This window comes from Geobacillus sp. FSL W8-0026, assembly GCF_037966255.1.
Classification (GTDB): Bacteria; Bacillota; Bacilli; order Bacillales; family Anoxybacillaceae; genus Geobacillus; species Geobacillus icigianus.
Window position 1 is genome coordinate 30,910 of record NZ_CP150194.1, and the last position, 24,428, is coordinate 55,337.

General features: G+C 52.7%; 21 protein-coding genes, 2 tRNA genes and 3 rRNA genes. 25 read left to right on the forward strand and 1 reads right to left on the reverse strand.

Features of this window, described 5'->3' with window-relative positions; all coding sequences use genetic code 11:
* The first annotated feature begins 309 nt into the window (after positions 1-309).
* From NST29_RS00140 to rsmI, 13 genes are all read left to right on the forward strand, one after another.
* A 16S ribosomal RNA gene (locus tag NST29_RS00140) occupies positions 310-1,867 on the forward strand.
* A gap of 228 nt (positions 1,868-2,095) precedes the next feature.
* A tRNA-Ile gene (locus NST29_RS00145) sits at positions 2,096-2,169 on the forward strand.
* Positions 2,170-2,179: 10 nt separating this feature from the next.
* Positions 2,180-2,255: transfer RNA gene (locus tag NST29_RS00150), tRNA-Ala, on the forward strand.
* A 62-nt stretch (positions 2,256-2,317) separates the two neighbouring features.
* A 23S ribosomal RNA gene (locus tag NST29_RS00155) occupies positions 2,318-5,245 on the forward strand.
* A 222-nt stretch (positions 5,246-5,467) separates the two neighbouring features.
* Positions 5,468-5,584 (forward strand): 5S ribosomal RNA (gene rrf, locus NST29_RS00160).
* Together the 16S, 23S and 5S rRNA genes with 2 tRNA genes alongside form the textbook arrangement of a ribosomal RNA operon.
* 161 nt (positions 5,585-5,745) lie before the next feature.
* Positions 5,746-5,952, forward strand: coding sequence for a sigma factor G inhibitor Gin (locus tag NST29_RS00165; protein WP_033017933.1), 207 nt, complete (start codon positions 5,746-5,748; stop codon positions 5,950-5,952).
* Positions 5,953-6,248: 296 nt separating this feature from the next.
* Positions 6,249-7,691, forward strand: coding sequence for an aminotransferase class I/II-fold pyridoxal phosphate-dependent enzyme (locus tag NST29_RS00170; protein ID WP_033017934.1), 1,443 nt, complete (start codon positions 6,249-6,251; stop codon positions 7,689-7,691).
* Positions 7,692-7,707: 16 nt separating this feature from the next.
* Positions 7,708-8,337 carry a dTMP kinase gene (gene tmk / locus NST29_RS00175; protein WP_033017936.1) on the forward strand — a complete coding sequence of 210 codons (630 nt, stop codon included), beginning with the start codon at positions 7,708-7,710 and terminating at the stop codon, positions 8,335-8,337.
* Between the two features lie 80 nt (positions 8,338-8,417).
* Positions 8,418-9,410, forward strand: a complete 993-nt coding sequence (gene holB, locus NST29_RS00180) for a DNA polymerase III subunit delta' (RefSeq protein ID WP_033017938.1) — start codon at positions 8,418-8,420, stop codon at positions 9,408-9,410.
* 14 nt (positions 9,411-9,424) lie between these two features.
* Positions 9,425-10,252 carry a stage 0 sporulation family protein gene (locus NST29_RS00185; RefSeq protein WP_033017940.1) on the forward strand — a complete coding sequence of 276 codons (828 nt, stop codon included), beginning with the start codon at positions 9,425-9,427 and terminating at the stop codon, positions 10,250-10,252.
* Between the two features lie 16 nt (positions 10,253-10,268).
* Positions 10,269-10,631, forward strand: a complete 363-nt coding sequence (yabA, locus tag NST29_RS00190; RefSeq protein ID WP_033017941.1) for a DNA replication initiation control protein YabA — start codon at positions 10,269-10,271, stop codon at positions 10,629-10,631.
* Between the two features lie 56 nt (positions 10,632-10,687).
* Positions 10,688-11,437 (forward strand): tRNA1(Val) (adenine(37)-N6)-methyltransferase, encoded by a 750-nt coding sequence (locus tag NST29_RS00195; protein WP_033017942.1) that lies wholly within the window; start codon positions 10,688-10,690, stop codon positions 11,435-11,437.
* A 54-nt stretch (positions 11,438-11,491) separates the two neighbouring features.
* Positions 11,492-12,397, forward strand: a complete 906-nt coding sequence (gene rsmI, locus NST29_RS00200; protein WP_033017943.1) for a 16S rRNA (cytidine(1402)-2'-O)-methyltransferase — start codon at positions 11,492-11,494, stop codon at positions 12,395-12,397.
* A 19-nt stretch (positions 12,398-12,416) separates the two neighbouring features.
* Here rsmI and NST29_RS00205 read toward each other — a convergent pair whose 3' ends face one another.
* Complete coding sequence (locus NST29_RS00205; RefSeq protein ID WP_033017948.1) at positions 12,417-12,713, reverse strand: AbrB/MazE/SpoVT family DNA-binding domain-containing protein; 297 nt, start codon at positions 12,711-12,713, stop codon at positions 12,417-12,419.
* 501 nt (positions 12,714-13,214) lie between these two features.
* Between NST29_RS00205 and metG the strand changes: the two genes are divergently transcribed.
* The 12 genes from metG to spoVG all read left to right on the forward strand — a co-directional run bounded on the left by metG (position 13,215) and on the right by spoVG (position 24,425).
* Entirely contained in the window at positions 13,215-15,167 is a 1,953-nt protein-coding gene (gene metG / locus NST29_RS00210) for a methionine--tRNA ligase (protein WP_033842740.1), read from the forward strand.
* Positions 15,168-15,294: 127 nt separating this feature from the next.
* On the forward strand, positions 15,295-16,065 hold the full coding sequence (locus NST29_RS00215; protein WP_033842739.1) for a TatD family hydrolase: 771 nt from the start codon (positions 15,295-15,297) through the stop codon (positions 16,063-16,065).
* A 202-nt stretch (positions 16,066-16,267) separates the two neighbouring features.
* A complete protein-coding gene (locus NST29_RS00220) occupies positions 16,268-17,479 on the forward strand; it encodes a G5 and 3D domain-containing protein (RefSeq protein WP_033842738.1) in 1,212 nt (403 codons plus the stop codon).
* A gap of 493 nt (positions 17,480-17,972) precedes the next feature.
* On the forward strand, positions 17,973-18,536 hold the full coding sequence (gene rnmV / locus NST29_RS00225; RefSeq protein WP_033022423.1) for a ribonuclease M5: 564 nt from the start codon (positions 17,973-17,975) through the stop codon (positions 18,534-18,536).
* Positions 18,529-19,407, forward strand: coding sequence for a 16S rRNA (adenine(1518)-N(6)/adenine(1519)-N(6))-dimethyltransferase RsmA (gene rsmA, locus NST29_RS00230; protein WP_033022410.1), 879 nt, complete (start codon positions 18,529-18,531; stop codon positions 19,405-19,407). Before rnmV ends, rsmA begins: the two co-directional genes overlap by 8 nt.
* 290 nt (positions 19,408-19,697) lie before the next feature.
* The gene (gene yabG, locus NST29_RS00235; RefSeq protein ID WP_033022408.1) at positions 19,698-20,597 is read left to right on the forward strand and encodes a sporulation peptidase YabG; all 900 of its coding nucleotides are present in this window, start codon (positions 19,698-19,700) and stop codon (positions 20,595-20,597) included.
* 181 nt (positions 20,598-20,778) lie between these two features.
* On the forward strand, positions 20,779-21,036 hold the full coding sequence (locus NST29_RS00240; RefSeq protein ID WP_011229553.1) for a Veg family protein: 258 nt from the start codon (positions 20,779-20,781) through the stop codon (positions 21,034-21,036).
* Between the two features lie 434 nt (positions 21,037-21,470).
* Positions 21,471-21,650, forward strand: coding sequence for a small, acid-soluble spore protein, alpha/beta type (locus NST29_RS00245; RefSeq protein ID WP_165570950.1), 180 nt, complete (start codon positions 21,471-21,473; stop codon positions 21,648-21,650).
* A gap of 196 nt (positions 21,651-21,846) precedes the next feature.
* Positions 21,847-22,719 (forward strand): 4-(cytidine 5'-diphospho)-2-C-methyl-D-erythritol kinase, encoded by an 873-nt coding sequence (ispE, locus tag NST29_RS00250; protein ID WP_033022404.1) that lies wholly within the window; start codon positions 21,847-21,849, stop codon positions 22,717-22,719.
* Positions 22,720-22,774: 55 nt separating this feature from the next.
* Positions 22,775-23,596 carry a pur operon repressor gene (purR, locus tag NST29_RS00255; protein ID WP_033842736.1) on the forward strand — a complete coding sequence of 274 codons (822 nt, stop codon included), beginning with the start codon at positions 22,775-22,777 and terminating at the stop codon, positions 23,594-23,596.
* Between the two features lie 38 nt (positions 23,597-23,634).
* Positions 23,635-24,009, forward strand: coding sequence for a RidA family protein (locus NST29_RS00260; protein ID WP_033842734.1), 375 nt, complete (start codon positions 23,635-23,637; stop codon positions 24,007-24,009).
* A 125-nt stretch (positions 24,010-24,134) separates the two neighbouring features.
* Positions 24,135-24,425, forward strand: coding sequence for a septation regulator SpoVG (gene spoVG, locus NST29_RS00265; RefSeq protein WP_033022394.1), 291 nt, complete (start codon positions 24,135-24,137; stop codon positions 24,423-24,425).
* Positions 24,426-24,428 lie beyond the last annotated feature (3 nt).

Sequence of the window (24,428 nt, forward strand, 5' to 3'; positions counted from 1 at the left end):
ATAACGTCGCTGTCGACAAAAAACATCTTGACAATGACTTGATGGATGTCTATAATAATAAAAGTGTGCGAGATGATATCGCTCATGCTCCTTGAAAACTAAACAAAACCCAAGCGCCAATCCGAAAAGCGGAAGCGCCGTGATCGGCTCTCGAAGCCAAATGTTCTTCACCCAGAGGGGTGCTTGCACCCCGAGGGGGGAGGTTATTTGGCAGAAGAGAGCCAGGCGCTGGAGCTAGACAATCCGAAAAGCGGAGGCTGCTTGACACGTTTGGTGTCGGCGCCGAAGCTTACAAAGCCAATCCACTTTCTTTTGGAGAGTTTGATCCTGGCTCAGGACGAACGCTGGCGGCGTGCCTAATACATGCAAGTCGAGCGGACCGAATGAGAGCTTGCTCTTATTTGGTCAGCGGCGGACGGGTGAGTAACACGTGGGCAACCTGCCCGCAAGACCGGGATAACTCCGGGAAACCGGAGCTAATACCGGATAACACCGAAGACCGCATGGTCTTTGGTTGAAAGGCGGCCTTTGGCTGTCACTTGCGGATGGGCCCGCGGCGCATTAGCTAGTTGGTGAGGTAACGGCTCACCAAGGCGACGATGCGTAGCCGGCCTGAGAGGGTGACCGGCCACACTGGGACTGAGACACGGCCCAGACTCCTACGGGAGGCAGCAGTAGGGAATCTTCCGCAATGGGCGAAAGCCTGACGGAGCGACGCCGCGTGAGCGAAGAAGGCCTTCGGGTCGTAAAGCTCTGTTGTGAGGGACGAAGGAGCGCCGTTTGAACAAGGCGGCGCGGTGACGGTACCTCACGAGAAAGCCCCGGCTAACTACGTGCCAGCAGCCGCGGTAATACGTAGGGGGCGAGCGTTGTCCGGAATTATTGGGCGTAAAGCGCGCGCAGGCGGCTCCTTAAGTCTGATGTGAAAGCCCACGGCTCAACCGTGGAGGGTCATTGGAAACTGGGGAGCTTGAGTGCAGGAGAGGGGAGCGGAATTCCACGTGTAGCGGTGAAATGCGTAGAGATGTGGAGGAACACCAGTGGCGAAGGCGGCTCTCTGGCCTGTAACTGACGCTGAGGCGCGAAAGCGTGGGGAGCAAACAGGATTAGATACCCTGGTAGTCCACGCCGTAAACGATGAGTGCTAAGTGTTAGAGGGGTCACACCCTTTAGTGCTGCAGCTAACGCGATAAGCACTCCGCCTGGGGAGTACGGCCGCAAGGCTGAAACTCAAAGGAATTGACGGGGGCCCGCACAAGCGGTGGAGCATGTGGTTTAATTCGAAGCAACGCGAAGAACCTTACCAGGTCTTGACATCCCCTGACCACCCAAGAGATTGGGCGTTCCCCCTTCGGGGGGACAGGGTGACAGGTGGTGCATGGTTGTCGTCAGCTCGTGTCGTGAGATGTTGGGTTAAGTCCCGCAACGAGCGCAACCCTCGCCTCTCGTTGCCAGCATTCAGTTGGGCACTCTAGAGGGACTGCCGGCGACAAGTCGGAGGAAGGTGGGGATGACGTCAAATCATCATGCCCCTTATGACCTGGGCTACACACGTGCTACAATGGGCGGTACAAAGGGCAGCGAACCCGCGAGGGGGAGCGAATCCCAAAAAGCCGCTCTCAGTTCGGATTGCAGGCTGCAACTCGCCTGCATGAAGCCGGAATCGCTAGTAATCGCGGATCAGCATGCCGCGGTGAATACGTTCCCGGGCCTTGTACACACCGCCCGTCACACCACGAGAGCTTGCAACACCCGAAGTCGGTGCGGTAACCCTGACGGGAGCCAGCCGCCGAAGGTGGGGCAAGTGATTGGGGTGAAGTCGTAACAAGGTAGCCGTACCGGAAGGTGCGGCTGGATCACCTCCTTTCTAAGGGGAAAAGCGAAGGTCGCCCGCCTATCGGCAAAACGCGCTGGAGGGCCTGCGAGGAGGCTATTGCTGCCGCCGCAGGACCGAAGCGTCGCGAGTCGATGGCGGCCGGAGCTAGCCAATACGAAAAGCGGAAGCAAGACAACGATGGATCGTTCACACAGAGGCGCTTGTGGTTTTGTTTAGTTTTGAGGGAGCATGATTCCTCGACACAACGATATTGGTTATGGGCCTATAGCTCAGCTGGTCAGAGCGCACGCCTGATAAGCGTGAGGTCGGTGGTTCAAGTCCACTTAGGCCCATCTCGATGAAGGGGCCTTAGCTCAGCTGGGAGAGCGCCTGCTTTGCACGCAGGAGGTCATCGGTTCGATCCCGATAGGCTCCACCATTTCCATCGTTCCTTGAAAACTAGATAACCGGAAACGCAAAGGAAGAAGCCGAGACGCTGTAGGTTAAGCTAGAAAGGGCGCACGGTGGATGCCTTGGCACTAGGAGCCGATGAAGGACGGGGCAAACGCCGAAACGCTCCGGGGAGCTGTAAGCAAGCGTCGATCCGGAGATGTCCGAATGGGGGAACCCCCTGTCCGTAATGGGGCAGGATCCATGCCTGAATCCATAGGGCATGGAGGGCACACCCGGGGAACTGAAACATCTTAGTACCCGGAGGAGAAGAAAGCAAACGCGATTCCCTGAGTAGCGGCGAGCGAAACGGGAACAGCCCAAACCAAGAGGCGTGCCTCTTGGGGTTGTAGGACCGCTCACTGTGGGAGTGAGAAAGGAACGGGGTAGACGAACCGGTCTGGAACGGCCGGCCAGAGAAGGTGAGAGCCCTGTAGTCGAAACTTCGTTCCCTCCCGAGCGGCTCCTGAGTACGGCGGGACACGGGAAATCCCGTCGGAAGCAGGGAGGACCATCTCCCAAGGCTAAATACTCCCTAGTGACCGATAGCGAACCAGTACCGTGAGGGAAAGGTGAAAAGCACCCCGGAAGGGGAGTGAAAGAGAACCTGAAACCGTGTGCCTACAAGTAGTCAGAGCCCGTTCATGGGTGATGGCGTGCCTTTTGTAGAATGAACCGGCGAGTGACGATGGCGTGCGAGGTTAAGCCGGGAAGGCGGAGCCGCAGCGAAAGCGAGTCTGAACAGGGCGTGAAGTACGTCGTCGTCGACCCGAAACCAGGTGATCTACCCATGTCCAGGGTGAAGGCCGGGTAACACCGGCTGGAGGCCCGAACCCACGCACGTTGAAAAGTGCGGGGATGAGGTGTGGGTAGGGGTGAAATGCCAATCGAACTTGGAGATAGCTGGTTCTCCCCGAAATAGCTTTCGGGCTAGCCTCGGGTGTAAGAGTCTTGGAGGTAGAGCACTGATTGGGCTAGGGGCCCTCATCGGGTTACCGAACCCAGTCAAACTCCGAATGCCAACGACTTATGCCCGGGAGTCAGACTGCGAGTGATAAGATCCGTGGTCGAGAGGGAAACAGCCCAGATCGCCAGCTAAGGCCCCCAAGTGCACGTTCAGTGGAAAAGGATGTGGAGTTGCGAAGACAACCAGGATGTTGGCTTAGAAGCAGCCACCATTTAAAGAGTGCGTAATAGCTCACTGGTCGAGTGACTCTGCGCCGAAAATGTACCGGGGCTAAACGTGCCGCCGAAGCTGCGGGATGACCGTTGGTCATCGGTAGGGGAGCGTTCTAAGGGCAGAGAAGCCAGACCGGAAGGACTGGTGGAGCGCTTAGAAGTGAGAATGCCGGTATGAGTAGCGAAAACAGAGGTGAGAATCCTCTGCGCCGAAAGCCTAAGGGTTCCTGAGGAAGGTTCGTCCGCTCAGGGTTAGTCGGGACCTAAGCCGAGGCCGAAAGGCGTAGGTGATGGGCAACAGGTGGAGATTCCTGTACCACCTCCTTCCCGTTGGAGCGATGGGGGGACGCAGGAGGATAGGGCGAGCAGGCGGCTGGAAGAGCCTGTCCAAGCAGTGAGGCTGGCCAGTAGGCAAATCCGCTGGCCGGAAGGCCAAGCTGTGATGGCGACGGAGTCATCCGGAAGTCCCCGATTTCACACTGCCAAGAAAAGCCTCTAGCGAGGGAAGAGGTGCCCGTACCGCAAACCGACACAGGTAGGCGAGGAGAGAATCCTAAGGCGCGCGGGAGAACTCTCGTTAAGGAACTCGGCAAAATGACCCCGTAACTTCGGGAGAAGGGGTGCTCTTTCGGGTGAAGAGCCTGGAAGAGCCGCAGTGAAAAGGCCCAAGCGACTGTTTATCAAAAACACAGGTCTCTGCGAAGCCGAAAGGCGACGTATAGGGGCTGACACCTGCCCGGTGCTGGAAGGTTAAGGGGAGCGCTGAGCGGAAGCGAAGGTGCGAACCGAAGCCCCAGTAAACGGCGGCCGTAACTATAACGGTCCTAAGGTAGCGAAATTCCTTGTCGGGTAAGTTCCGACCCGCACGAAAGGTGTAACGACTTGGGCGCTGTCTCAACGAGAGACCCGGTGAAATTATACTACCTGTGAAGATGCAGGTTCCCCGCGACAGGACGGAAAGACCCCGTGGAGCTTTACTGCAGCCTGATATGGAATTTTGGTATCGCTTGTACAGGATAGGTGGGAGCCTAAGAAGCCGGAGCGCCAGCTTCGGTGGAGGCGACGGTGGGATACCACCCTGGCGGTATTGAAATTCTAACCCGCACCCCTTAGCGGGGTGGGAGACAGTGTCAGGTGGGCAGTTTGACTGGGGCGGTCGCCTCCCAAAAGGTAACGGAGGCGCCCAAAGGTTCCCTCAGAATGGTTGGAAATCATTCGGAGAGTGCAAAGGCACAAGGGAGCTTGACTGCGAGACGGACAGGTCGAGCAGGGACGAAAGTCGGGCTTAGTGATCCGGTGGTTCCGCATGGAAGGGCCATCGCTCAACGGATAAAAGCTACCCCGGGGATAACAGGCTGATCTCCCCCAAGAGTCCACATCGACGGGGAGGTTTGGCACCTCGATGTCGGCTCATCGCATCCTGGGGCTGTAGTCGGTCCCAAGGGTTGGGCTGTTCGCCCATTAAAGCGGTACGCGAGCTGGGTTCAGAACGTCGTGAGACAGTTCGGTCCCTATCCGTCGCGGGCGTAGGAAATTTGCGAGGAGCTGTCCTTAGTACGAGAGGACCGGGATGGACGCACCGCTGGTGTACCAGTTGTCCCGCCAGGGGCACCGCTGGGTAGCTATGTGCGGACGGGATAAGCGCTGAAAGCATCTAAGCGTGAAGCCCCCCTCAAGATGAGATTTCCCATCGCGTTAGGCGAGTAAGATCCCTCGAAGATGACGAGGTCGATAGGTCCGAGGTGGAAGCGTGGCGACACGTGGAGCTGACGGATACTAATCGATCGAGGGCTTAACCTAGAAAAGTGGAGGACCCCCGCCGATCGGCGAAACGCGCTGGAGGGCCTGCGAGGAGGCTATGCCGCCATAGCAGGACCGAAGCGTCGCGAGCCGATGGCGGCCGGAGCTAGACAGTGTGATACGCGGCTTCTTCCGACGGTTATCTAGTTTTGAAGGAATGAGTTCCTTCTTGACAGGAATTGATTTTCTGGTATAATGATTGATGAAAAACGGAATCGCTTGCCTAGTGGTGATAGCGGAGGGGAAACACCCGTTCCCATCCCGAACACGGAAGTTAAGCCCTCCAGCGCCGATGGTAGTTGGGGCCAGCGCCCCTGCAAGAGTAGGTCGCTGCTAGGCAATTGAAGGCAGCTCATTGCACACAATAAGCAATGAGCTGCTTTTGTTTTTACAGGAACGTGAGAAATCAAGGTAACGTATCTTTTCAACTACTATTTTCAACTGCTAGCAGTATAGAACGGTAGAAATGGGGGAAACATAGAGGATGGGAGGTGGAGAGTGTGAGAGCGTCGGCGGCAGGCGGAAATCAGCGTGAGGCGGTTTGCCTTGTATGTGAACAGGAAAAAAAGGAAGGCATTTTTCTTTTCGGCCATTTTCTTTGTCTAGATTGCAACAAGGCGATCGTACAGACGGATCCCGATGATCCGAATTATTCATTTTATGTGCAGCAGCTGCGAAAAATGTTCATATCGAAAATTTATTCATAACAAGGGCCTGTTTTGTGTATCAGGCCTATTTTTCTTGTATGGGCGTACTAGACTTGTTACTATTATTCTTAGTATTCACCCTCGTTCCTCTTTGGCGAGAACGGTTTCTTCTTGAGAAAACGGTGCCTTGGTCGGTCATTTTCAGCTAGCATAGAGAACAAAACGTGGTCGCGAACGTTTTTTGAGAAAAGTACGGCCGCTCTTGTTTTCTTCTAAGAAGTGTCCCTGTTGATCAAAGCGGGGGACGGGAAAGATGATGCATTTCATGTTTTTAGATGAAAAGGAAGAGGTTGATGATGGATCAGTCACGAACGCCTTTATATGATGCCCTCATGCATCATTGGACACAGCGTCCGGTTTCCTTCCATGTGCCGGGCCATAAATATGGGACGGTGTTCTCAAAAAAAGCGAAGACTATGTTTCTGCCGTTATTGGCATTGGATGCTACGGAGATTGCTGGACTTGATGATTTGCATCATCCGGAGTCGGTCATTGCCGAGGCGCAGGCGTTAGCAGCTGAGCTGTATGGCGCCCGGGAGACGTTTTTTCTTGTGAACGGATCAACGGCAGGAAATTTGGCTATGATCGCCGCTGTATGTCGGGAAAAGGGACAGAAAGTGATTGTGCAACGCAACTGCCATAAGTCGATTATGCATGCGCTGCAACTGATGGGAGCGACTCCAGTTCTTCTTTCACCGGAAGTTGACACCCATGTGCGTGTCGCCTCCCACGTTCGCACCGATCGCATCAAAGAAGCGTTGGCGTTGCATAGCGATGCGGTTGCCATTGTGCTGACCAACCCGAATTACTATGGAATGGCCGTTGATTTGACAGAGATTGTCCGTTTGGCTCATGAACGGGGCATTCCTGTACTGGTGGATGAGGCTCATGGCGCCCACTTTGTCGCCGGTTGCCCGTTTCCTAAACCAGCGTTGGCATGCGGCGCTGATATCGTCGTACAATCGGCGCACAAAACGCTGCCCGCCATGACGATGGGGGCTTTTTTGCACGTGAACAGTGAACAGGTTGATATCGAGCGGTTGAAATATTTTTTGCAACTGTTTCAGTCAAGCAGCCCGTCCTATCCGATTATGGCGTCGCTTGACTTAGCGCGAAACTATGTGGCGGAACTTACGAAAGACGATGTGGCGGCGATCGTTGCTGAAGTGGAAGAATTGAAGGCTGTCATAGATGACATCGATGGAGTGGCCGTGGTGTCATCGCAGCAGTCTGGCGTGCAGACCGATTTGTTAAAGGTGACGGTGCAGACGCGCTGTCGGTTGACAGGGTATGAACTGCAGCAACAGCTCGAGCGTCAAGGAGTGTTTGCCGAGCTGGCTGATCCGTTCAATGTGTTGCTTGTTTGTCCGTTGGCGGCGACAGGGCGTCTTCGTGAAGCAGCAGAACGAATGAAGCGGGCATGGCGGCAATTGCCTACAGGCGAGGAGCCGACGTTTGGTTCGTTCATGTTGTCCGATTCGCCATTGTCAAGTGTCGTTTCGTACGAGAAATTGCGTCATGCACGGAAAAAGGCGGTGTCTTTAGAGGAAGCGGAAGGGCGTGTGGCGGCGGAAACGGTAATCCCATACCCTCCGGGGGTGCCGCTCGTTTGGATTGGGGAGCGGGTCGGTTCGATCCATATTGCGCGAATTCGTGAACTTCTCCGCCATCGAGCGCATTGGCAAGGAGGAAGCCAGCTCCGGGAAGGGAAGCTCGTTGTATACGAATGGGAAGGGTAGAAAGGAGGCGACGACGATGAACGGATGCTTTTTTTCGTTTGAAGGGCCGGAGGGGGCCGGGAAAACGACGATAATCAGCAAACTCGAACGGTTTTTGCGGGAGCAGGGCAGGGCCGTCTTAACAACGAGAGAGCCTGGAGGGGTCCGCATCGCTGAGGCGATTCGTTCGCTCATTTTAAACCGCGAGTACACGGAAATGGATGGGCGCACGGAGGCACTGTTGTATGCAGCAGCGAGAAGGCAGCACTTGCTGGAAAGGATTGTTCCGGCGCTTGAAGCCGGGTGCATCGTTCTTTGCGACCGGTTCGTTGACAGCTCTCTTGCTTACCAAGGATTTGCCCGCGGTCTTGGCATCGAAGAAGTATGGAAAATCAACGAGTTTGCCATTGACGGGCATATGCCGGACTTGACGATTTACTTTGATCTTGATCCGCGCATTGGACTCGAGCGAATTCGACACAATGCGAGAGAGGTCAATCGGCTTGATCTTGAGGCGTTGTCTTTCCATGATAAAGTAAGGGAAGGGTATCGGCGGTTGGTTGAGCGATTTGCCGATCGGATTGTTGTTATTGATGCGAGCCGCTCGCTTGATGATGTTTTCGCTGAAACGGCAGCAGTGGTGCTCGCTCGCCTGAAAGGAAGATGAAAGCGTGATTTCCATGAATCCGGCCGTGATGATGATGAGCGGACATGATAGAATAGAAAGTGAAAAAGGGGAAAAGAGTGATGACGATGCGGTGGGAACAGTTAGCGAAGCGGCAGCCGGTCGTGGCGAAAATGCTGCAAAGTGGGCTTGAAAAGGGACGGATTTCCCATGCCTATCTGTTTGAAGGGCGGCGAGGGACAGGAAAAAAAGCGGCGAGCCTCCTGCTGGCCAAAAGTTTGTTTTGCCTGTCCCCGTCTGGCGTCTTTCCATGTTTTCAATGCCGCAACTGCCGTCGCATCGATTCAGGCAATCATCCGGATGTGCGGGTGATCAGTCCGGATGGGGAAACGATCAAAAAAGAGCAAATTGAATGGCTGCAGCGAGAGTTTACAAAAACGGCGGTCGAGTCGGATAAAAAAATGTACATTGTGGAGCACGCTGAACAAATGACGACAAGCGCCGCCAACAGCCTGCTAAAGTTTTTGGAGGAACCGCATCCGGGAACGGTGGCGGTGTTGCTGACCGAACAATATCACCGCCTGCTGGAAACGGTGATTTCCCGTTGCCAAGTGTTTTCGTTTCGGCCGTTGCCGCCATCGGAACTCGCCGATCAGCTTGTCGGCGAGGGGGTGCCGTTGCCGTTGGCATTGCTTGCTGCCCATTTGACAAACAGCGATGACGAGGCGTTGGCGCTCAGCCAAGATCGTTGGTTTGCCGAGGCTCGAACAGTAGTGCTACAATTATACGAGATGCTCAGCAAACCGGAGCTACAGCTGCTGTTTTTTGTGAATGACCGCTGGATTCCGCATTTTTCCGAAAAACATCAGCTTGACTTGGGACTTCAGTTGCTTTTCTATCTGTATCGCGATTTGTTGCATATCCAGGCCGGACAGACGGACGGCTTGTTATACAGCGACCAACTTGAACGTTTGCAGCAATGGGCGCTCACTTGCCCGCAGCGTCGGATTTTGGACGGCATGGAAGCCATTTTGCAAGCGAAGGCGCGTTTCCATACAACGAATATGAGCACGGTGCTGCTTGTCGAGCAGCTCGCTCTTCAATTAAAGCGGTAAAGGAGGGAGAACGGTTGTATACAGTCGTCGGCATCCGTTTTAAAAAAGCGGGGAAAATTTATTATTTTGATCCAGGCGATTTTGTCATTCCCGTCGGCGAATTTGTCATTGTTGAAACGGCTCGCGGGATTGAGTATGGCAAAGTCGTTATCGCCAATAAACAAGTCGATGAAAACGATATTGTGCTGCCGCTTAAAAAGGTGATTCGTGTCGCGAATGAAAAAGACAAATGGATCGTGGAAGAAAATAAAAAGGCGGCGCGGCAAGCGTATGATATTTGCTTGCGCAAAGTGGAAGAGCATGGGCTGGAAATGAAGCTTGTCGATGTGGAATACACGTTTGACCGCAATAAAGTGATTTTCTACTTCACAGCAGACGGACGGGTTGATTTTCGCGAGCTGGTGAAAGATTTGGCATCGATTTTCCGCACGCGCATCGAATTGCGGCAAATCGGGGTGCGCGATGAAGCGAAAATGCTCGGCGGCATCGGACCGTGCGGCCGCATGCTTTGCTGCTCGACATTTCTTGGCGATTTTGAGCCGGTGTCGATCAAAATGGCCAAAGACCAAAACTTGTCGCTCAATCCGACGAAAATTTCCGGATTGTGCGGACGGTTGATGTGTTGTTTGAAATACGAGAGCGAAGAGTATGAAACGGCGAAAGAACAGCTCCCGGATTTAGGGGAATACGTCGAGACACCGTACGGGTTTGGCAAAGTGGTCGGTTTGAACATTCTAGAGCGGGTGCTGCAAATCGAACTGCCGGAACACGGCCGGGTTGTTGAGTATACGCTGGATGAGTTGATGAAGAACGGAACGCTGTCCATTCGAGCGGCAGATTAAGTTGGGGTGGGGCTAGGTGGAAAAAGTAGATAAACAGGAAGTGTTTCAATCGGTAACGAACATGGAAGAGCAGCTCAGCCATTTTTACCGCGAGCTTGTGCAGTTGAAACAACGGGTTGCGGAGCTGTTGGAGGAAAACCATCAGCTCCAGATCGAAAATGCCCATTTGCGCCGGCGCCTCGAAGAGCTGTCGGAGGCGTGGGAAGAGGGAAGGCGGAAAGGGGCGAAACATGGCAAAAAGTTGATCGACATCGGTGAAGGATATGACAATTTAGCTCGCCTTTACCAAGAGGGGTTCCACATTTGCCATGTCCATTATGGAAGTGTCCGCACAGATGGTGATTGTTTGTTTTGTTTGTCGTTTTTAAACAAAAAATAAAAGCAACGCCATCCTTTCCGCTTTGGAAAGGTTATTTTTTCAATGGAGGAAGATGTATGACGGTGGAACTGCGCGAAGATGAACGGCTCGATTATTTGTTCAATGAGGAGCTCCGCATCATTCAAAGTCCATCCGTATTTTCCTTCTCCCTTGATGCCGTCCTGCTCGCCCATTTTGTCTATATGCCGATTCAAAAGGGAGAGATTGTCGATTTATGTACTGGCAATGGGGTCATTCCGTTGTTGTTGAGCCGGAGAACAAAAGGGACGATCATCGGCATGGAAATCCAAGAACGGCTTTGCGACATGGCGAGGCGAAGCGTGCGGTACAACGGGCTGGAAGATCGCATTCGCATCATTCATGGCGACATTAAAGAGGCGCCGTCACGCATCGGTTACAGCCGATATGATGTTGTTACGTGCAATCCGCCGTATTTTCCGATGGTCGGCAAAGATGAGCTCAGCAAAAATGAACATATGGCCATTGCTCGCCACGAAACTTATTGTACATTGGAAGACGTCGTTCGTATCAGCAGCCAGTTGTTGAAGCAAGGCGGCAAGGCGGCATTCGTCCATCGACCGGGGCGTCTCCTTGATTTGGTGACGTTGATGCGCCAATACCGGCTGGAACCGAAGAGGCTTCGTTTTGTTTATCCCAAAGCCGGGAAAGAGGCCAACATGATTTTAATCGAAGGAACGAAAGATGCGAGTCCGGATGTAAAGGTGCTGCCACCGCTGGTCGTTTACGGCGAGGATAATGAATATACTGAGGAGATCAAGGGGATCTTATCCGGCATCATTTCGTAACCGGGCTCGATTGACAGGCGGTCTTTCATCACGATGGTAAAGGGGCGGAACAGAATGCTTTGGCGACAAACCAGTTTTGCCGAATCGCCAAAACGGGGAACGCTGTATGTCGTTCCGACGCCGATCGGCAATTTGGAAGATATGACGTTTCGTGCGGTACGAACGCTGCGGGAGGTGGATGTGATCGCTGCGGAGGACACGAGGCAGACGAAAAAGCTGCTCGCCCATTTCGACATTCATACGCCGCTTGTGAGCTATCATGAGCATAATAAGTACGCCAGCGGCCGGCAGCTTGTCGAATGGTTGAAAGAAGGAAAAACGGTCGCGTTGGTGAGCGATGCGGGCATGCCGGGTATTTCCGACCCGGGGTATGAGCTGATCGCGGCGGCGCTCGCTGAGCGCTGTTCCGTTGTTCCGCTTCCCGGCCCCAATGCAGCTTTGACCGCATTGGTCGCCTCCGGGCTGCCGACGGACCGCTTTTTGTTCGTCGGCTTTTTGGGGCGGACAAAAAAAGAGAAGCGGGAACAGCTGCAGTCGTTACAGGCGGCGACGGAGACGCTTATTTTTTATGAAGCCCCTCATCGCTTGAAGGAAACGCTTGCCCTGATGTACGAAATGTTTGGCGAGCGGCGCATCGCCATTGGCCGTGAGCTGACGAAACGGTTTGAAGAGTTTATTCGCGGCGATTTGAGCGAGGCAGTTGCTTGGGTGGAGACGGCGGACATTCGCGGGGAATTTTGTTTGATCGTGGAGGGAGGAACGGGCGAAAAAGAGGAGGGCCAAGCCGGGGAAGCGTGGTGGCAGCCGCTTTCGCTTGTCGAACATGTCGATTATTATATTCGCGAACATCGCCTCTCTCTCAAGGAAGCGGTCAAACAAGCGGCCGATGACCGAAATATGTCGAAACGTGACGTTTACCAAACCTATCACCAACAGCGAGAAAAAAAAGAGTTTCTCTGAAACCAGAGAAACTCTTACCTTATTCTTCTTTGCCAGCGGCCGTTTCCAATTGTTGTTGGATTTCTTGCAGCAAAATTTCTGCGCCTTCGCGGCTCAAAATGATCTTTCCGCCAGCCAGTTTAAAGTTGTCGTCCGACACTTCTCCTGTGACCACACACGTCATGTTTGGTTTGTATTTTTTCAAGATGATGCGGTCATCGTCAACGTAAATTTCCAAGGCGTCTTTTTCGTTAATATCCAAGGTGCGGCGCAGTTCAATCGGAATGACGACACGACCCAACTCATCCACTTTACGCACAATTCCTGTCGATTTCATTGTCTCGGTTCTCCTCTCCAAATAGAATAGTTTTGTCGTTTATTCGTCAATATTCGACAAGTTCCTACACCCTAATCATATCAGTGTTTCCATTAAGCGTCAATCCTTTAATATGTAAAATTTAAAAAAAATGTATTTTGTTATTTCAAAAAAAGATTTGCTGATCGGGGAAAGCGCGTTTTCTGAGGCGGATTGGCATCGGCCCTGATCGTGTCGACAATGGGAAAAGAAGATTGTCCGCGAATTTGGGCGTTATCCATCTCGGAGCCGCCAAAAAGAGAACGAATGATGCTGGTTGCAAAAATCTTATCTTTATATAATAAATTCAGGGGGTGATGATAGAAAATAGGACGGTATTTTGGAGCGCTCGGGTATATTTTTTTCGTCAAGGAGAAATAGATGTTTTTGTAGCAATGAAAAAATTATGTAAAATAGAAGTAACGCCGCTCCCGTCGCCGGACGGGGGTTTTTGTGCTCAACAGTACGAGGGAGGGCCTGTTGATGGAGAAAAAGACGTTTTACTTGACAACGCCGATTTATTACCCAAGCGATCGCTTGCATATCGGGCATGCGTATACGACGGTGGCGGGGGACGCGATGGCGCGCTATAAGCGGATGCGCGGATACGATGTCATGTATTTGACCGGCACCGATGAGCACGGGCAAAAAATTCAGCGCAAGGCGGAGGAAAAAGGAGTGACGCCGCAGCAATACGTTGATGAAATCGTCGCCGGCATTCAGGAGCTATGGAAAAAACTTGATATTTCCTATGACGATTTCATCCGGACAACGCAGGAGCGGCATAAAAAAGTAGTGGAAGCCATTTTTGCCCGCCTTGTCGAACAAGGCGATATTTATTTGGGCGAGTATGAAGGCTGGTACTGCACCCCGTGCGAATCGTTTTACACCGAGCGGCAGCTTGTCGACGGCAACTGCCCGGACTGTGGCCGTCCGGTTGAAAAAGTGAAAGAGCAGTCGTACTTTTTCCGGATGAGCAAATACGTCGACCGCTTGCTTCAATATTACGAGGAAAATCCGGACTTTATCCAGCCAGAGTCGCGGAAAAACGAGATGATCAACAACTTTATTAAGCCGGGGCTTGAAGATTTGGCTGTGTCGCGGACAACGTTTGATTGGGGCATTCAAGTGCCCGGCGATCCGAAGCATGTGATTTACGTCTGGATCGATGCGCTCGCCAACTACATCACCGCGCTTGGCTATGGTACGGACGATGACGAGAAGTTCCGCAAATATTGGCCGGCCGATGTTCATTTGGTCGGCAAAGAGATCGTTCGTTTCCATACGATTTATTGGCCGATTATGTTGATGGCGCTCGGCTTGCCGCTGCCGAAAAAAGTGTTCGGCCATGGCTGGCTGCTCATGAAAGACGGAAAAATGTCGAAATCGAAAGGCAATGTCGTTGACCCAGTGACGCTCATTGACCGGTATGGGCTCGATGCGCTCCGCTATTATTTGCTGCGGGAAGTGCCGTTCGGTTCGGACGGTGTATTCACCCCGGAAGGATTCGTTGAGCGCATCAACTACGATTTGGCCAATGACCTAGGCAATTTATTGCATCGCACTGTCGCGATGATTGAAAAATATTTCGCCGGGACCATTCCGCCGTACCGCGGGCCGAAGACGCCGTTTGACGAAGAGCTGACGCAAACGGCGCGTGAGGTGGTTCGACAATATGAAGAGGCGATGGAGCGGATGGAGTTTTCGGTGGCTCTTGCTTGCGTTTGGCAGCTGATCGGTCGCACGAACAAATACATTGATGAAACGCAACCGTGGGCATTGGCCAAAGATGAAAGCAAACGGGAAGAGCTCGCTTCCGTCATGGCTCACCTCGCGGAGTCGCTCCGCCATACGGCCGTTTTGTTGCAACCGTTTTTGACGCGCACGCCGGAGCGTCTGCTTGCTCAGCTTGGCATCCATGACCGTTCATTGAAAGAATGGGACAGCCTGTACGATTTCGGCCTCATCCCGGAAGGAACGAAGGTGCAAAAAGGTGAGCCGCTCTTCCCGCGCTTGGACATTGAGGCGGAAGTCGAGTACATTAAGGCGCATATGCAAGGCGGCAAACCGGCCGGTGAACCGGCCAAAGCGGAAACGCCAACCGCTGAGACCGCTGAAATTTCCATCGATGAGTTTGCCAAAGTCGACTTGCGCGTGGCCGAAGTCGTGCGCGCCGAACGGATGAAAAACGCCGACAAGCTGCTGAAGCTCGAGCTGGATCTTGGCGGTGAGAAACGGCAAGTGATCTCCGGCATCGCGGAATTTTACAAGCCAGAAGAACTCGTCGGTAAAAAGGTCATTTGTGTCGCTAATTTAAAACCGGCCAAACTGCGCGGCGAATGGTCGGAAGGAATGATTTTGGCCGGCGGCAGCGGCGCGGAGTTTTCCTTGGCGACGGTTGACCGCCATGTTCCAAACGGAACGAAAATAAAGTGATGGCTGGGGGGTGTCGCGCCTGACACCTCCTTGTCGTTGTTTTGTAATGGAAATGTTAATGAATTGTGACGTATGTAACCAATTTCTATGCTACACTTAACATCAAAGTGGAAAAGAGGGTCATCGTATGCTTTTTGACACGCATGCCCATTTGAATGCGGTCCAGTACAAGGAAGATGTCGAACAAGTCATCGAACGCGCCCGCGCTGAAGGGGTTTCCCATATCGTCGTCGTTGGGTTTGACCGGCCGACGATTGCCCGAGCGATCGAGCTGGCTGAACAGCATTCGTTTATTTACGCGGCGGTCGGCTGGCACCCGGTGGATGCGATCGATATGACGGATGACGATTTGCAGATGATTGAACAGCTGGCGGCCCATCCGAAAGTGGTGGCGCTCGGCGAGATGGGGCTCGATTACCATTGGGATCGCTCGCCGAAAGACGTGCAGAAGGATGTGTTTCGCCGGCAAATTCGTCTGGCCAAAAGAGTGAAATTGCCGATCATCATCCATAACCGCGAAGCGACAGCGGATATTTTAGATATTTTGCAGGAGGAAAACGCCGCCGAAGTCGGCGGGATCATGCACTGTTTCAGCGGCAGCGTTGAAGTGGCGAAGCGGTGCTTGGACATGAATTTTCTCATTTCCCTTGGCGGACCGGTCACGTTTAAAAACGCGAAAAAACCGAAGGAAGTGGCAAAGGAAATCCCGCTCAGCCATTTGCTGATCGAGACCGATTGCCCATATTTAACGCCTCACCCTTTCCGCGGCAAACGGAATGAGCCGAGCTATGTCAAATACGTCGCCGAAGCCATCGCCGAAATCAAAGGTGTTTCCTTTGACGAAGTAGCAGAAACAACGGCGGAAAATGCCAAAAAATTGTTCGCCATAGACCGATAAAATAAGGCATCGAATGTTGGGGAGGCTTGTCAAAAAAGAAGGAAAAAGGAATCCGTTCGACATATTCAGCCAAGATGGAACAACGGCGTGTCGACAAGTCTTCCTTCCTTTTTCACTGAATTTTCTGCATAATAGAGTATGCTCGCGCGTACATGTTAGAGGGAGAGGGGAATTTCAGGAGGAAAAGGAGGCGTTTCGTCTGATGTTGCCGAACGGGAGGAAATGGCTGGACTTATGGAGGAAAAACGTGACGGTCACAGCGGGAGGATTTCTCGCCATCTCCGCGACAACAGGAGTGGCCAGCTATGAGATGGCCAAAGATGATGTGGCACTGACCGCCAATGGGGAAAAGCGGGAGATTCGCACGCATGCGCAAACGGTGAAGGAGCTGCTTGCTGAGCAGCACATTGAACCGCGCAAGGAGGATTACGTTTATCCATCGCTCGATACACCGATCACTGACGATTTGCACATTATTTGGGAAGCGAGCAAGGAAGTAACGTTGGCGGTCAATGGGGAAAAGAAAACGATTTGGACGACGGCCGATACGGTCGCGGAGCTGCTCCGTTTGCAGCACGTGACGGTCGGTCCGCATGACAAAATTACGCCGTCGCTCTCAGCCAAAATTAAAAAAGGCATGAAGATCGGCGTTGAAAAAGCGTTCCCCGTCCGCATTGATGTCGGCGGCAAACAGCAGCAGGCATGGACCACTTCGACTACGGTCGCTGACTTTTTGAAGCAGCAAGGAATTCAGCTAGGGCAACTCGATCGCATCGAACCCTCCTTGCAGGAAACGGTCAGAGAGCCAATGACCATTCGCATTGTTCGGGTCAAAAAAGTCACCGATGTAGTGGAAGAGCCGATTGATTTTGCCGTGGTGACAAAGCGGGACGATTCGCTGCCAAAAGGAGAGCGGCGCGTCATTGCACTTGGGGAGGAAGGCAAAGTGCAAAAAACGTACGAGGTAACGTTGGAAAATGGAAAGGAAACGGCGCGCCGGCTGGTTGCTGCCAGAACGGTAAAAGAAAGCAAGGCGCGCATCATCGCCATCGGCACGAAAGCCATGCCCCCACGGTGGACGTTATCCGACCGGCCATCCTCGCGCGGCGCGGATGATACCGCTGCGAAGGAGTTTTACGTCACCGCCACCGCCTATACCGCCTATTGCGAAGGATGTTCAGGCATCACAAGCACAGGCGTCAACCTGCGACAAAATCCTTCCGCCAAAGTGATTGCAGTCGACCCGTCCATCATCCCCCTCGGGTCGAAAGTATACGTGGAAGGATACGGATACGCCATTGCCGCTGACACCGGTTCTGGCATCCGTGGATACAAAATCGATGTGTTTTTCCCGGATCGGTCGGATGCGTTTCGTTGGGGCAGAAAACGCGTGAAAATACGGGTATTGCCATAAGACGGGCTGGGGCACAGCGGAGGGGTTTTTCCCCTCTGCTTTTTTTCGTTATAATGGCATTGTGCCAAGACGCCGCGCGCCTTGCTGCTTCTAATGAATTAGACGGTTGATGTGGAAAAAAGTTTCGATGGAATTGAAAAAATAAACATCAAGGAAGAACAAGCAGCGGCGCATTCTATTGCTTATTTTACCGGAAAGGAGGCCGTGCAGAAATAGGAAAAAGCTCTTATTCCAAGGTTTTTCACCAACGATCGATCTGGGCATCCGCAAGGACACATCATCCGCCCTTACGCCGAATCTAGAAGGCCGGTGAGTTAGTGCAAAACGCACTGATTCCATTTGTTTCTCAATTAGAGAAACATTGCAGAATCAGTTTTCTTTTCTAAATGAACATACCGCCGATTCGCGTGTGACAGCGGTTTTTCGCCGCCCTTCTAGAAGGCTGGTGCGTTGTGGTGATGAACCTTATTCCGTCGTTTCTGCCATGATTATGATGAAAGTGAAAGAAGTGATTGTCGTAGAAGGAAAAGATGATACGGCGGCCATTCGGCGCGCCGTTGACGCCGATACGATTGAAACCAATGGGGCGGCCATCGGTGCGGACGTGATTGAGCGGATCAGGCTGGCGAAAGAACGCCGCGGCGTGATTATTTTTACCGATCCCGATTTCCCGGGTGAAAAAATTCGCCGCACGATTGCCGAGCAGGTGCCGGGGTGCAAGCACGCGTTTTTGCCGCGCGAGGCGGCGAAAGCGAAAAACGGGAAAGGGATAGGGGTGGAACACGCGTCCCCTGACGATATCCGGCGGGCGCTGGCCAACGTGTATGAGGAAGCAGCGGATTGGAAAGAAGAAATTACGTTCACTGAACTGGTCGAAGCGGGATTGGTCGGCGGCAATATGGCACGCCGGCGTCGGCAGCGTCTTGGGGAGGAGCTGAAAATCGGCTATGCGAACGGTCGGCAGTTTCATAAGCGGCTCCGAGTGTTTCGCATTTCCCGGGCCGCTTTCTATGACGCGCTGGCACAAGTCATACAGGAGGAGGCAGGCGATGCATAAAGATATTGCCACACCGGGGCGAACAAAAGCGATTTTGGAGCGGTATCGCGTTTCGCTGAAAAAGAGTCTCGGGCAAAACTTCTTGATTGACGCAAACATTTTGCGAAAGATTGTCGATGCGGCTGGCGTTTCCAGCGACACGGGCGCCATTGAAATCGGGCCGGGCATCGGGGCGCTCACCGAACAGTTGGCGCGGCGGGCGAAAAAAGTGATTGCCTTTGAAATTGATGGCCGCTTATTGCCGATTTTGGCCGACACGTTGTCCCCTTATCAAAATGTGCGCATCATTCATCAAGATGTGCTGAAGGCGGATTTGCACGCGGTGATCGCGGAACAATTGGCCGATGTCAGCGATCGAATGGTCGTCGCCAACTTGCCATATTATGTGACGACGCCGATTCTCATGAAGTTGCTCAGCGAACGGCTGCCGATCCGCGGCATGGTTTTGATGATGCAAAAGGAAGTCGCTGACCGGCTTGCCGCCAAGCCAGGAACGAAAGATTACGGTTCGCTGACGATTGCCGTGCAGTATTACACCGAGGCGGAAGTTGTGATGACGGTGCCGCGCACGGTTTTTATGCCGCAGCCGAACGTCGATTCCGCCGTCATCCGCCTGACGAAGCGGTCTGCCCCTCCTGTTGACGTCTCCGACGAAGAGACGTTTTTTCAAGTGGTGCGGGCCAGCTTCGCCCAACGCCGCAAAACGTTGTTCAACAATTTAGTGAACAATTTGCCGGGTGGGAAAGAGAAAAAAGGGCTCATTGAACAGGCGCTTGTCGCTGCAGGCATTGACCCGCGCCGCCGGGGCGAAACGCTCGACATGGCGGAGTTCGCCTCATTGAGCAACGAACTGGCGCCCCTTTTTGCCTAAAAGGTTGGTGAAAAACCGCTGTTTGCTTTGATCGATGATGGGGCGCGCGAACATAGAGGTTGAGGCAACAAGTTTTTTTACTTGAGAAACGATTCGGAGAAGCGGTTGCGCGATTCAATCATCAGCCTTCTAAAAGCAGTTCGTTCCCGATTTGGGCCCGCCCATCGTTTTGCCCTTGCCTTCGTTGGGTGCCGTTAGGCTGGCGCCCGATAGAAGTGCGCGGCTATCACCTATTGTCCGTCCTTGCATATCGTATGGATGACAACGATCATGCATTGGAGTGAGCGGGGATGGACGTCATTCAAATCGGCGATATTGTTGCGCGCAAGTCTTATCAATGCGATGTATTGTTTCGGGTCATCGACATTAAAGAAAAAAACGGCGAACGAGAAGCGATTTTGTATGGCGAAGATGTCCGCCTTGTTGCTGACGCGCCGTGCAGCGATCTCGTTGTGATCGACGAGCGGGAGCAGCAAGAACGCAAAAAACGGGAACGGGAATGGATTGAACAGTCTTACCGTTTGTTTCGCCAAGACTATCAAGCGATGAAGCAAAAAGTGGAGTATCGGGCCACGGGTGGATATCGGGTGGAGAAAGATTTTTTTCAAATTCCAGGGCGCGTTCTCCATTTGGACGGTGACCCGTTATATTTGCGCAAATGTTTAGATTTATACGAGCGGATTGGGGTGCCGGTGCATGGCGTTTACTGCGAGGAGAGCGAAATGCCGGAGGCGGTGGGCCATCTGATTGAGCAGTTTCGCCCGGATATTTTGGTCATCACCGGCCATGATTCATATTCGAAAACAAAAGGAGGCGTAAACGATTTAAAAGCCTACCGCCACTCGCGCCATTTTGTGCAAACCGTCAAAGAAGCGCGCAAAAAAATTCCCCACTTGGACCAGCTGATTATTTTTGCCGGAGCCTGCCAGTCCCACTTTGAGTCACTCATCCGGGCTGGTGCCAATTTCGCCAGTTCGCCGGCAAGGGTGAACATTCACGCCCTTGATCCGGTCTATATTGTTTCACGGCTTAGTTTGACTCCGTTTACAGAGACCGTCGATGTATGGGATGTGCTTCGCAACACGTTGACCGGGGAGAAGGGGCTGGGAGGTGTTGAAACGAAAGGCGTTCTTCGCACCGGCATGCCGTTTCGCCTTATTGCGAATCGCGAGGAAAACCGCCACGGTTGATGGGCGGTTTTTTCTATCTTTTGTCGCATTTTTTTACAAAAAAGTTCCATGAGGTACATAAAAAGAAGGATATTGTAGAAAAATATGCATTGACAGAAACAAAAATACACTGATATAATCATTATTTTTTGACTTTCAGGACCAATTTTGTTATAATTGCAACCAGTGAGGTGGATGACGAATGCCAAAAACTTTATCCGATATTAAAAAAACGCTGGATTCTAATATCGGGAAACGGTTGACGCTGCGGGCCAACGGCGGACGCAGAAAAATGATTGAGCGTTGCGGCATTTTGGCGGAAACATACCCATCGGTATTTGTCATTGAACTGGATCAAAAAGAAAACTCGTTTGAACGGGTCTCGTTTAGTTACGCTGATGTATTGACAGAGACAGTCAAGTTGACGTTTTGGGATGACGAGCAAGCAGGGGGGCAGTAGACAACATTTGTTTGCTGCTTTTTGTTTTGCCGCGGAAAAAGCGCGGTTCGGCCTAGAAGGCTGCGTTCGATCGGGGAGAAATCACAACGAATGAAATGATGACGCTGCCACGTTTTTCGGTTTGGGAAACACTGTCGAAGAGCAGTATTTCCCCTTACATCACCGCCCTCTTAGAAGGCGGGGGAAAAACCATTCGCTTCATTGACACGAAATCACAACGAACGAATGGGCGACGCTGCCACGTTGACGCTGTTGAAGCGCAGCAGGTCCCCCTGCCATTGCCAGACATAAAGCGCCCCTCTTCTTTTCATACTAAAACTGCCGCAGAAAGCCGTCTTTTTCTCAGCCGTAGGAAATCAGCTGGCGAGTTTGCCTGAGGATTGCGAAACATTTCGTGCCATTGCGCCACTGAACGGAGAAAGGGGTTGCTGACATTGGGTCGACGCCGTGGAGTGATGTCGCAACGCTTAAAGGAAGAGCTGGCGAAAGAGCTAGGCTTTTATGATGTCGTGCAGCGCGAAGGATGGGGCGCCATCCGTGCGAAAGACGCAGGAAACATGGTGAAATTGGCAATTGAACGGGCGGAACGTCAGCTGGCTGGAAAAACGGAATAGCATCGGCGGCATGCTGCGGCGGGGGTGTCCCCAATCAAAGGGGCGCCCTTTTTTTGCATACATAAATTATGATTTGGCGGCATCGTCAAGACGTGGTAATATGGTAAAATGGATTGACGGAAAAAGTCGGGGCGGGCGCGGCTCGCAGAGGGTTGACGTCCATTGGTGAATGCGCGTGGAAGTAGGTGAAGATGGAGTGGGATTGTCGATCAAGGCGCCGGCGAAAATCAATTTATCGCTTGATGTTCTATATAAACGGCCGGACGGCTATCATGAAGTGAAAATGGTGATGACGACGATCGATTTGGCCGATCGCATCGAGCTCATTCCGCTGCCCGGGGAAGATGTCATTCGCATCGTTTCCCAAAACCGTTTTGTGCCGGATGATTGCCGCAACTTGGCGTATCAAGCGGCTAAACTTCTGAAGGAGACGTTTTCGATTCGCGAAGGCGTGGCCATTTCGATTACAAAACATATTCCGGTCGCGGCCGGTTTAGCTGGGGGGAGCAGCGACGCTGCCGCGACGTTGCGCGGGCTGAATAAGCTTTGGAGGCTCGGGCTGACGACGCGCGAACTGGCGGAGCTTGGGGCAACCATCGGCTCGGATGTCGCTTTTTGTGTTTACGGTGGAACAGCTGTGGCGACAGGACGCGGGGAAATCATCACCCCGATTCCGTCTCCGCCGCCGTGCTGGGTCGTATTGGCCAAGCCTCCGATCGGCGTGTCAACGGCGGAAGTGTATCGAAACCTAGAGCTTGAGCATGTCGTTCATCCGGATGTCGACGCGATGGTGGAGGCGATTAAGCGGCAAGATTACGCGGCGATTTGCCGATCGGTCGGCAATGTCCTTGAAGAAGTGACATTAAAAAAATATCCGGAAGTCGCGCATATTAAAGAGCAAATGAAGCGCTTTGGCGCCGATGCCGTGTTGATGAGCGGAAGCGGGCCAACGGTGTTCGGCCTGATTGAACACGATTCCAGAATGCAGCGTGTATACAACGCGTTGCGCGGCTTTTGCGATCAAGTATTTGCCGTAAGACTGCTCGGTGAACGGCATTCCCTTGATTAAAAACGTACATTTTTGTTAAAATGTATTTATAATATTCGGTTTCGGGAGGTCGGCTATGAAGCTAAGGCGAAGCGGCCGTTTAGTGGATATGACGCATTATCTTCTTGAACGGCCCCATCAGCTCATTCCGCTGACGTTTTTTGCGGAGCGATACGAATCGGCCAAATCATCGATCAGTGAAGATTTAACGATCATTAAACAGACGTTCGAGCAGCAGGGAGTCGGAACGGTCCGGACGCTGCCCGGCGCCGCTGGCGGGGTACAGTATATTCCGAAAATGGCCGCCGAGGAAGCGGACGAGGTGGTTGCCTATTTATGCGGGCAGTTGTCGCGCCCAGATCGGCTCCTCCCCGGGGGATACTTGTATATGACGGACATTCTTGGCGACCCAAGGATTATGAATAAAATCGGCCGCCTTTATGCATCGATTTTCGCCGACCGTCCGGTAGATGTCGTCATGACGATCGCCACCAACGGCATTCCGCTCGCCTACGCCGTCGCCCATTTTTTGTACGTGCCTGTTGTCATCGTCCGCCATGATAATAAAGCAACGGAAGGACCGATGGTGAGCATCAACTATGTATCCGGTTCGTCCAAACGCATCCAAACGATGGTTTTGTCGAAGCGGAGTTTGGCGGAGGGGGCGAACGTGCTCATCATCGACGACTTTATGAAGGCCGGAGGCACCATCAACGGCATGATCAGCTTGTTGCAGGAGTTTCGCGGAAATGTGTCCGGCATCGGTGTGCTCGTCGAATCGGAAGAGGCAAAGGAGCGGTTGGTGGACGAGTACATTTCGCTCGTCAAATTGTCCGAGGTGGATGTGAAGGAAAAGCGCATCGCCGTCAAAGAAGGCAACTACAAATCCTTTGTTTGATCGATCTTATCATCCAAAACAAGAAAGGGGAACAAACGATGAAAAAAGTCGAAACGACAAAAGCGCCACAAGCGATTGGCCCTTATTCGCAAGGCATCATCGTTAACAATATGTTTTACAGCTCAGGGCAAATCCCGCTTACCCCGGAAGGTGAAATGGTAAAAGGCGATATTCAAGCGCAGACGCATCAAGTGTTTCAAAACTTGAAAGCCGTTCTCGAGGCAGCGGGCGCGTCGCTCGATACCGTTGTCAAGACAACCGTATTTTTGAAAAGCATGGACGATTTTGCGGCCATGAACGAAGTTTACAGCCAATACTTCCCGAATCACAAACCGGCGCGTTCGTGCGTGGAAGTCGCTCGTCTGCCGAAAGACGCCCTTGTTGAAATTGAAGTCGTCGCCCTTGTTCGCTAACGAAATGGTCACCACTTTTTCCCTGTGAAAATTTTATAAAAAATTTTTCGAAAAAGCAGGAAAAGGCTCGGATGCGTGGAATTTAATACACCGAGTCTCATATCGGGAAAAGGTGGTGAGCAGATATGGAAGTGACAGACGTAAGATTACGCCGCGTCAATACCGAAGGTCGGATGAAAGCGATCGCTTCCATCACGTTGGACAATGAATTTGTCGTCCATGACATCCGCGTGATTGACGGAAACAATGGGCTGTTCGTTGCCATGCCGAGCAAGCGCACTCCGGATGGGGAGTTCCGCGATATCGCACATCCGATCAATTCCGCTACGCGCGGAAAAATCCAAGAGGCGATTCTTGCTGAATACCACCGCCTCGGGAAGATGGAAGAAGAACTTGAAGAAGCGGGCGCTTCGTAAACA

Coding starts and splice junctions, on each gene's coding strand:
- rsmI (WP_033017943.1), top strand. CDS start 11,492: ATGCTTTGGCGACAAACCAGTTTTGCCGAATCGCCAAAACGGGGAACG.
- rnmV (WP_033022423.1), top strand. CDS start 17,973: ATGAAAGTGAAAGAAGTGATTGTCGTAGAAGGAAAAGATGATACGGCG.
- metG (WP_033842740.1), top strand. CDS start 13,215: ATGGAGAAAAAGACGTTTTACTTGACAACGCCGATTTATTACCCAAGC.
- purR (WP_033842736.1), top strand. CDS start 22,775: ATGAAGCTAAGGCGAAGCGGCCGTTTAGTGGATATGACGCATTATCTT.
- NST29_RS00195 (WP_033017942.1), top strand. CDS start 10,688: ATGACGGTGGAACTGCGCGAAGATGAACGGCTCGATTATTTGTTCAAT.
- rsmA (WP_033022410.1), top strand. CDS start 18,529: ATGCATAAAGATATTGCCACACCGGGGCGAACAAAAGCGATTTTGGAG.
- NST29_RS00170 (WP_033017934.1), top strand. CDS start 6,249: ATGGATCAGTCACGAACGCCTTTATATGATGCCCTCATGCATCATTGG.
- NST29_RS00260 (WP_033842734.1), top strand. CDS start 23,635: ATGAAAAAAGTCGAAACGACAAAAGCGCCACAAGCGATTGGCCCTTAT.
- tmk (WP_033017936.1), top strand. CDS start 7,708: ATGAACGGATGCTTTTTTTCGTTTGAAGGGCCGGAGGGGGCCGGGAAA.
- yabG (WP_033022408.1), top strand. CDS start 19,698: ATGGACGTCATTCAAATCGGCGATATTGTTGCGCGCAAGTCTTATCAA.
- NST29_RS00240 (WP_011229553.1), top strand. CDS start 20,779: ATGCCAAAAACTTTATCCGATATTAAAAAAACGCTGGATTCTAATATC.
- NST29_RS00205 (WP_033017948.1), bottom strand. CDS start 12,713: ATGAAATCGACAGGAATTGTGCGTAAAGTGGATGAGTTGGGTCGTGTC.
- holB (WP_033017938.1), top strand. CDS start 8,418: ATGACGATGCGGTGGGAACAGTTAGCGAAGCGGCAGCCGGTCGTGGCG.
- NST29_RS00215 (WP_033842739.1), top strand. CDS start 15,295: ATGCTTTTTGACACGCATGCCCATTTGAATGCGGTCCAGTACAAGGAA.
- spoVG (WP_033022394.1), top strand. CDS start 24,135: ATGGAAGTGACAGACGTAAGATTACGCCGCGTCAATACCGAAGGTCGG.
- NST29_RS00220 (WP_033842738.1), top strand. CDS start 16,268: ATGTTGCCGAACGGGAGGAAATGGCTGGACTTATGGAGGAAAAACGTG.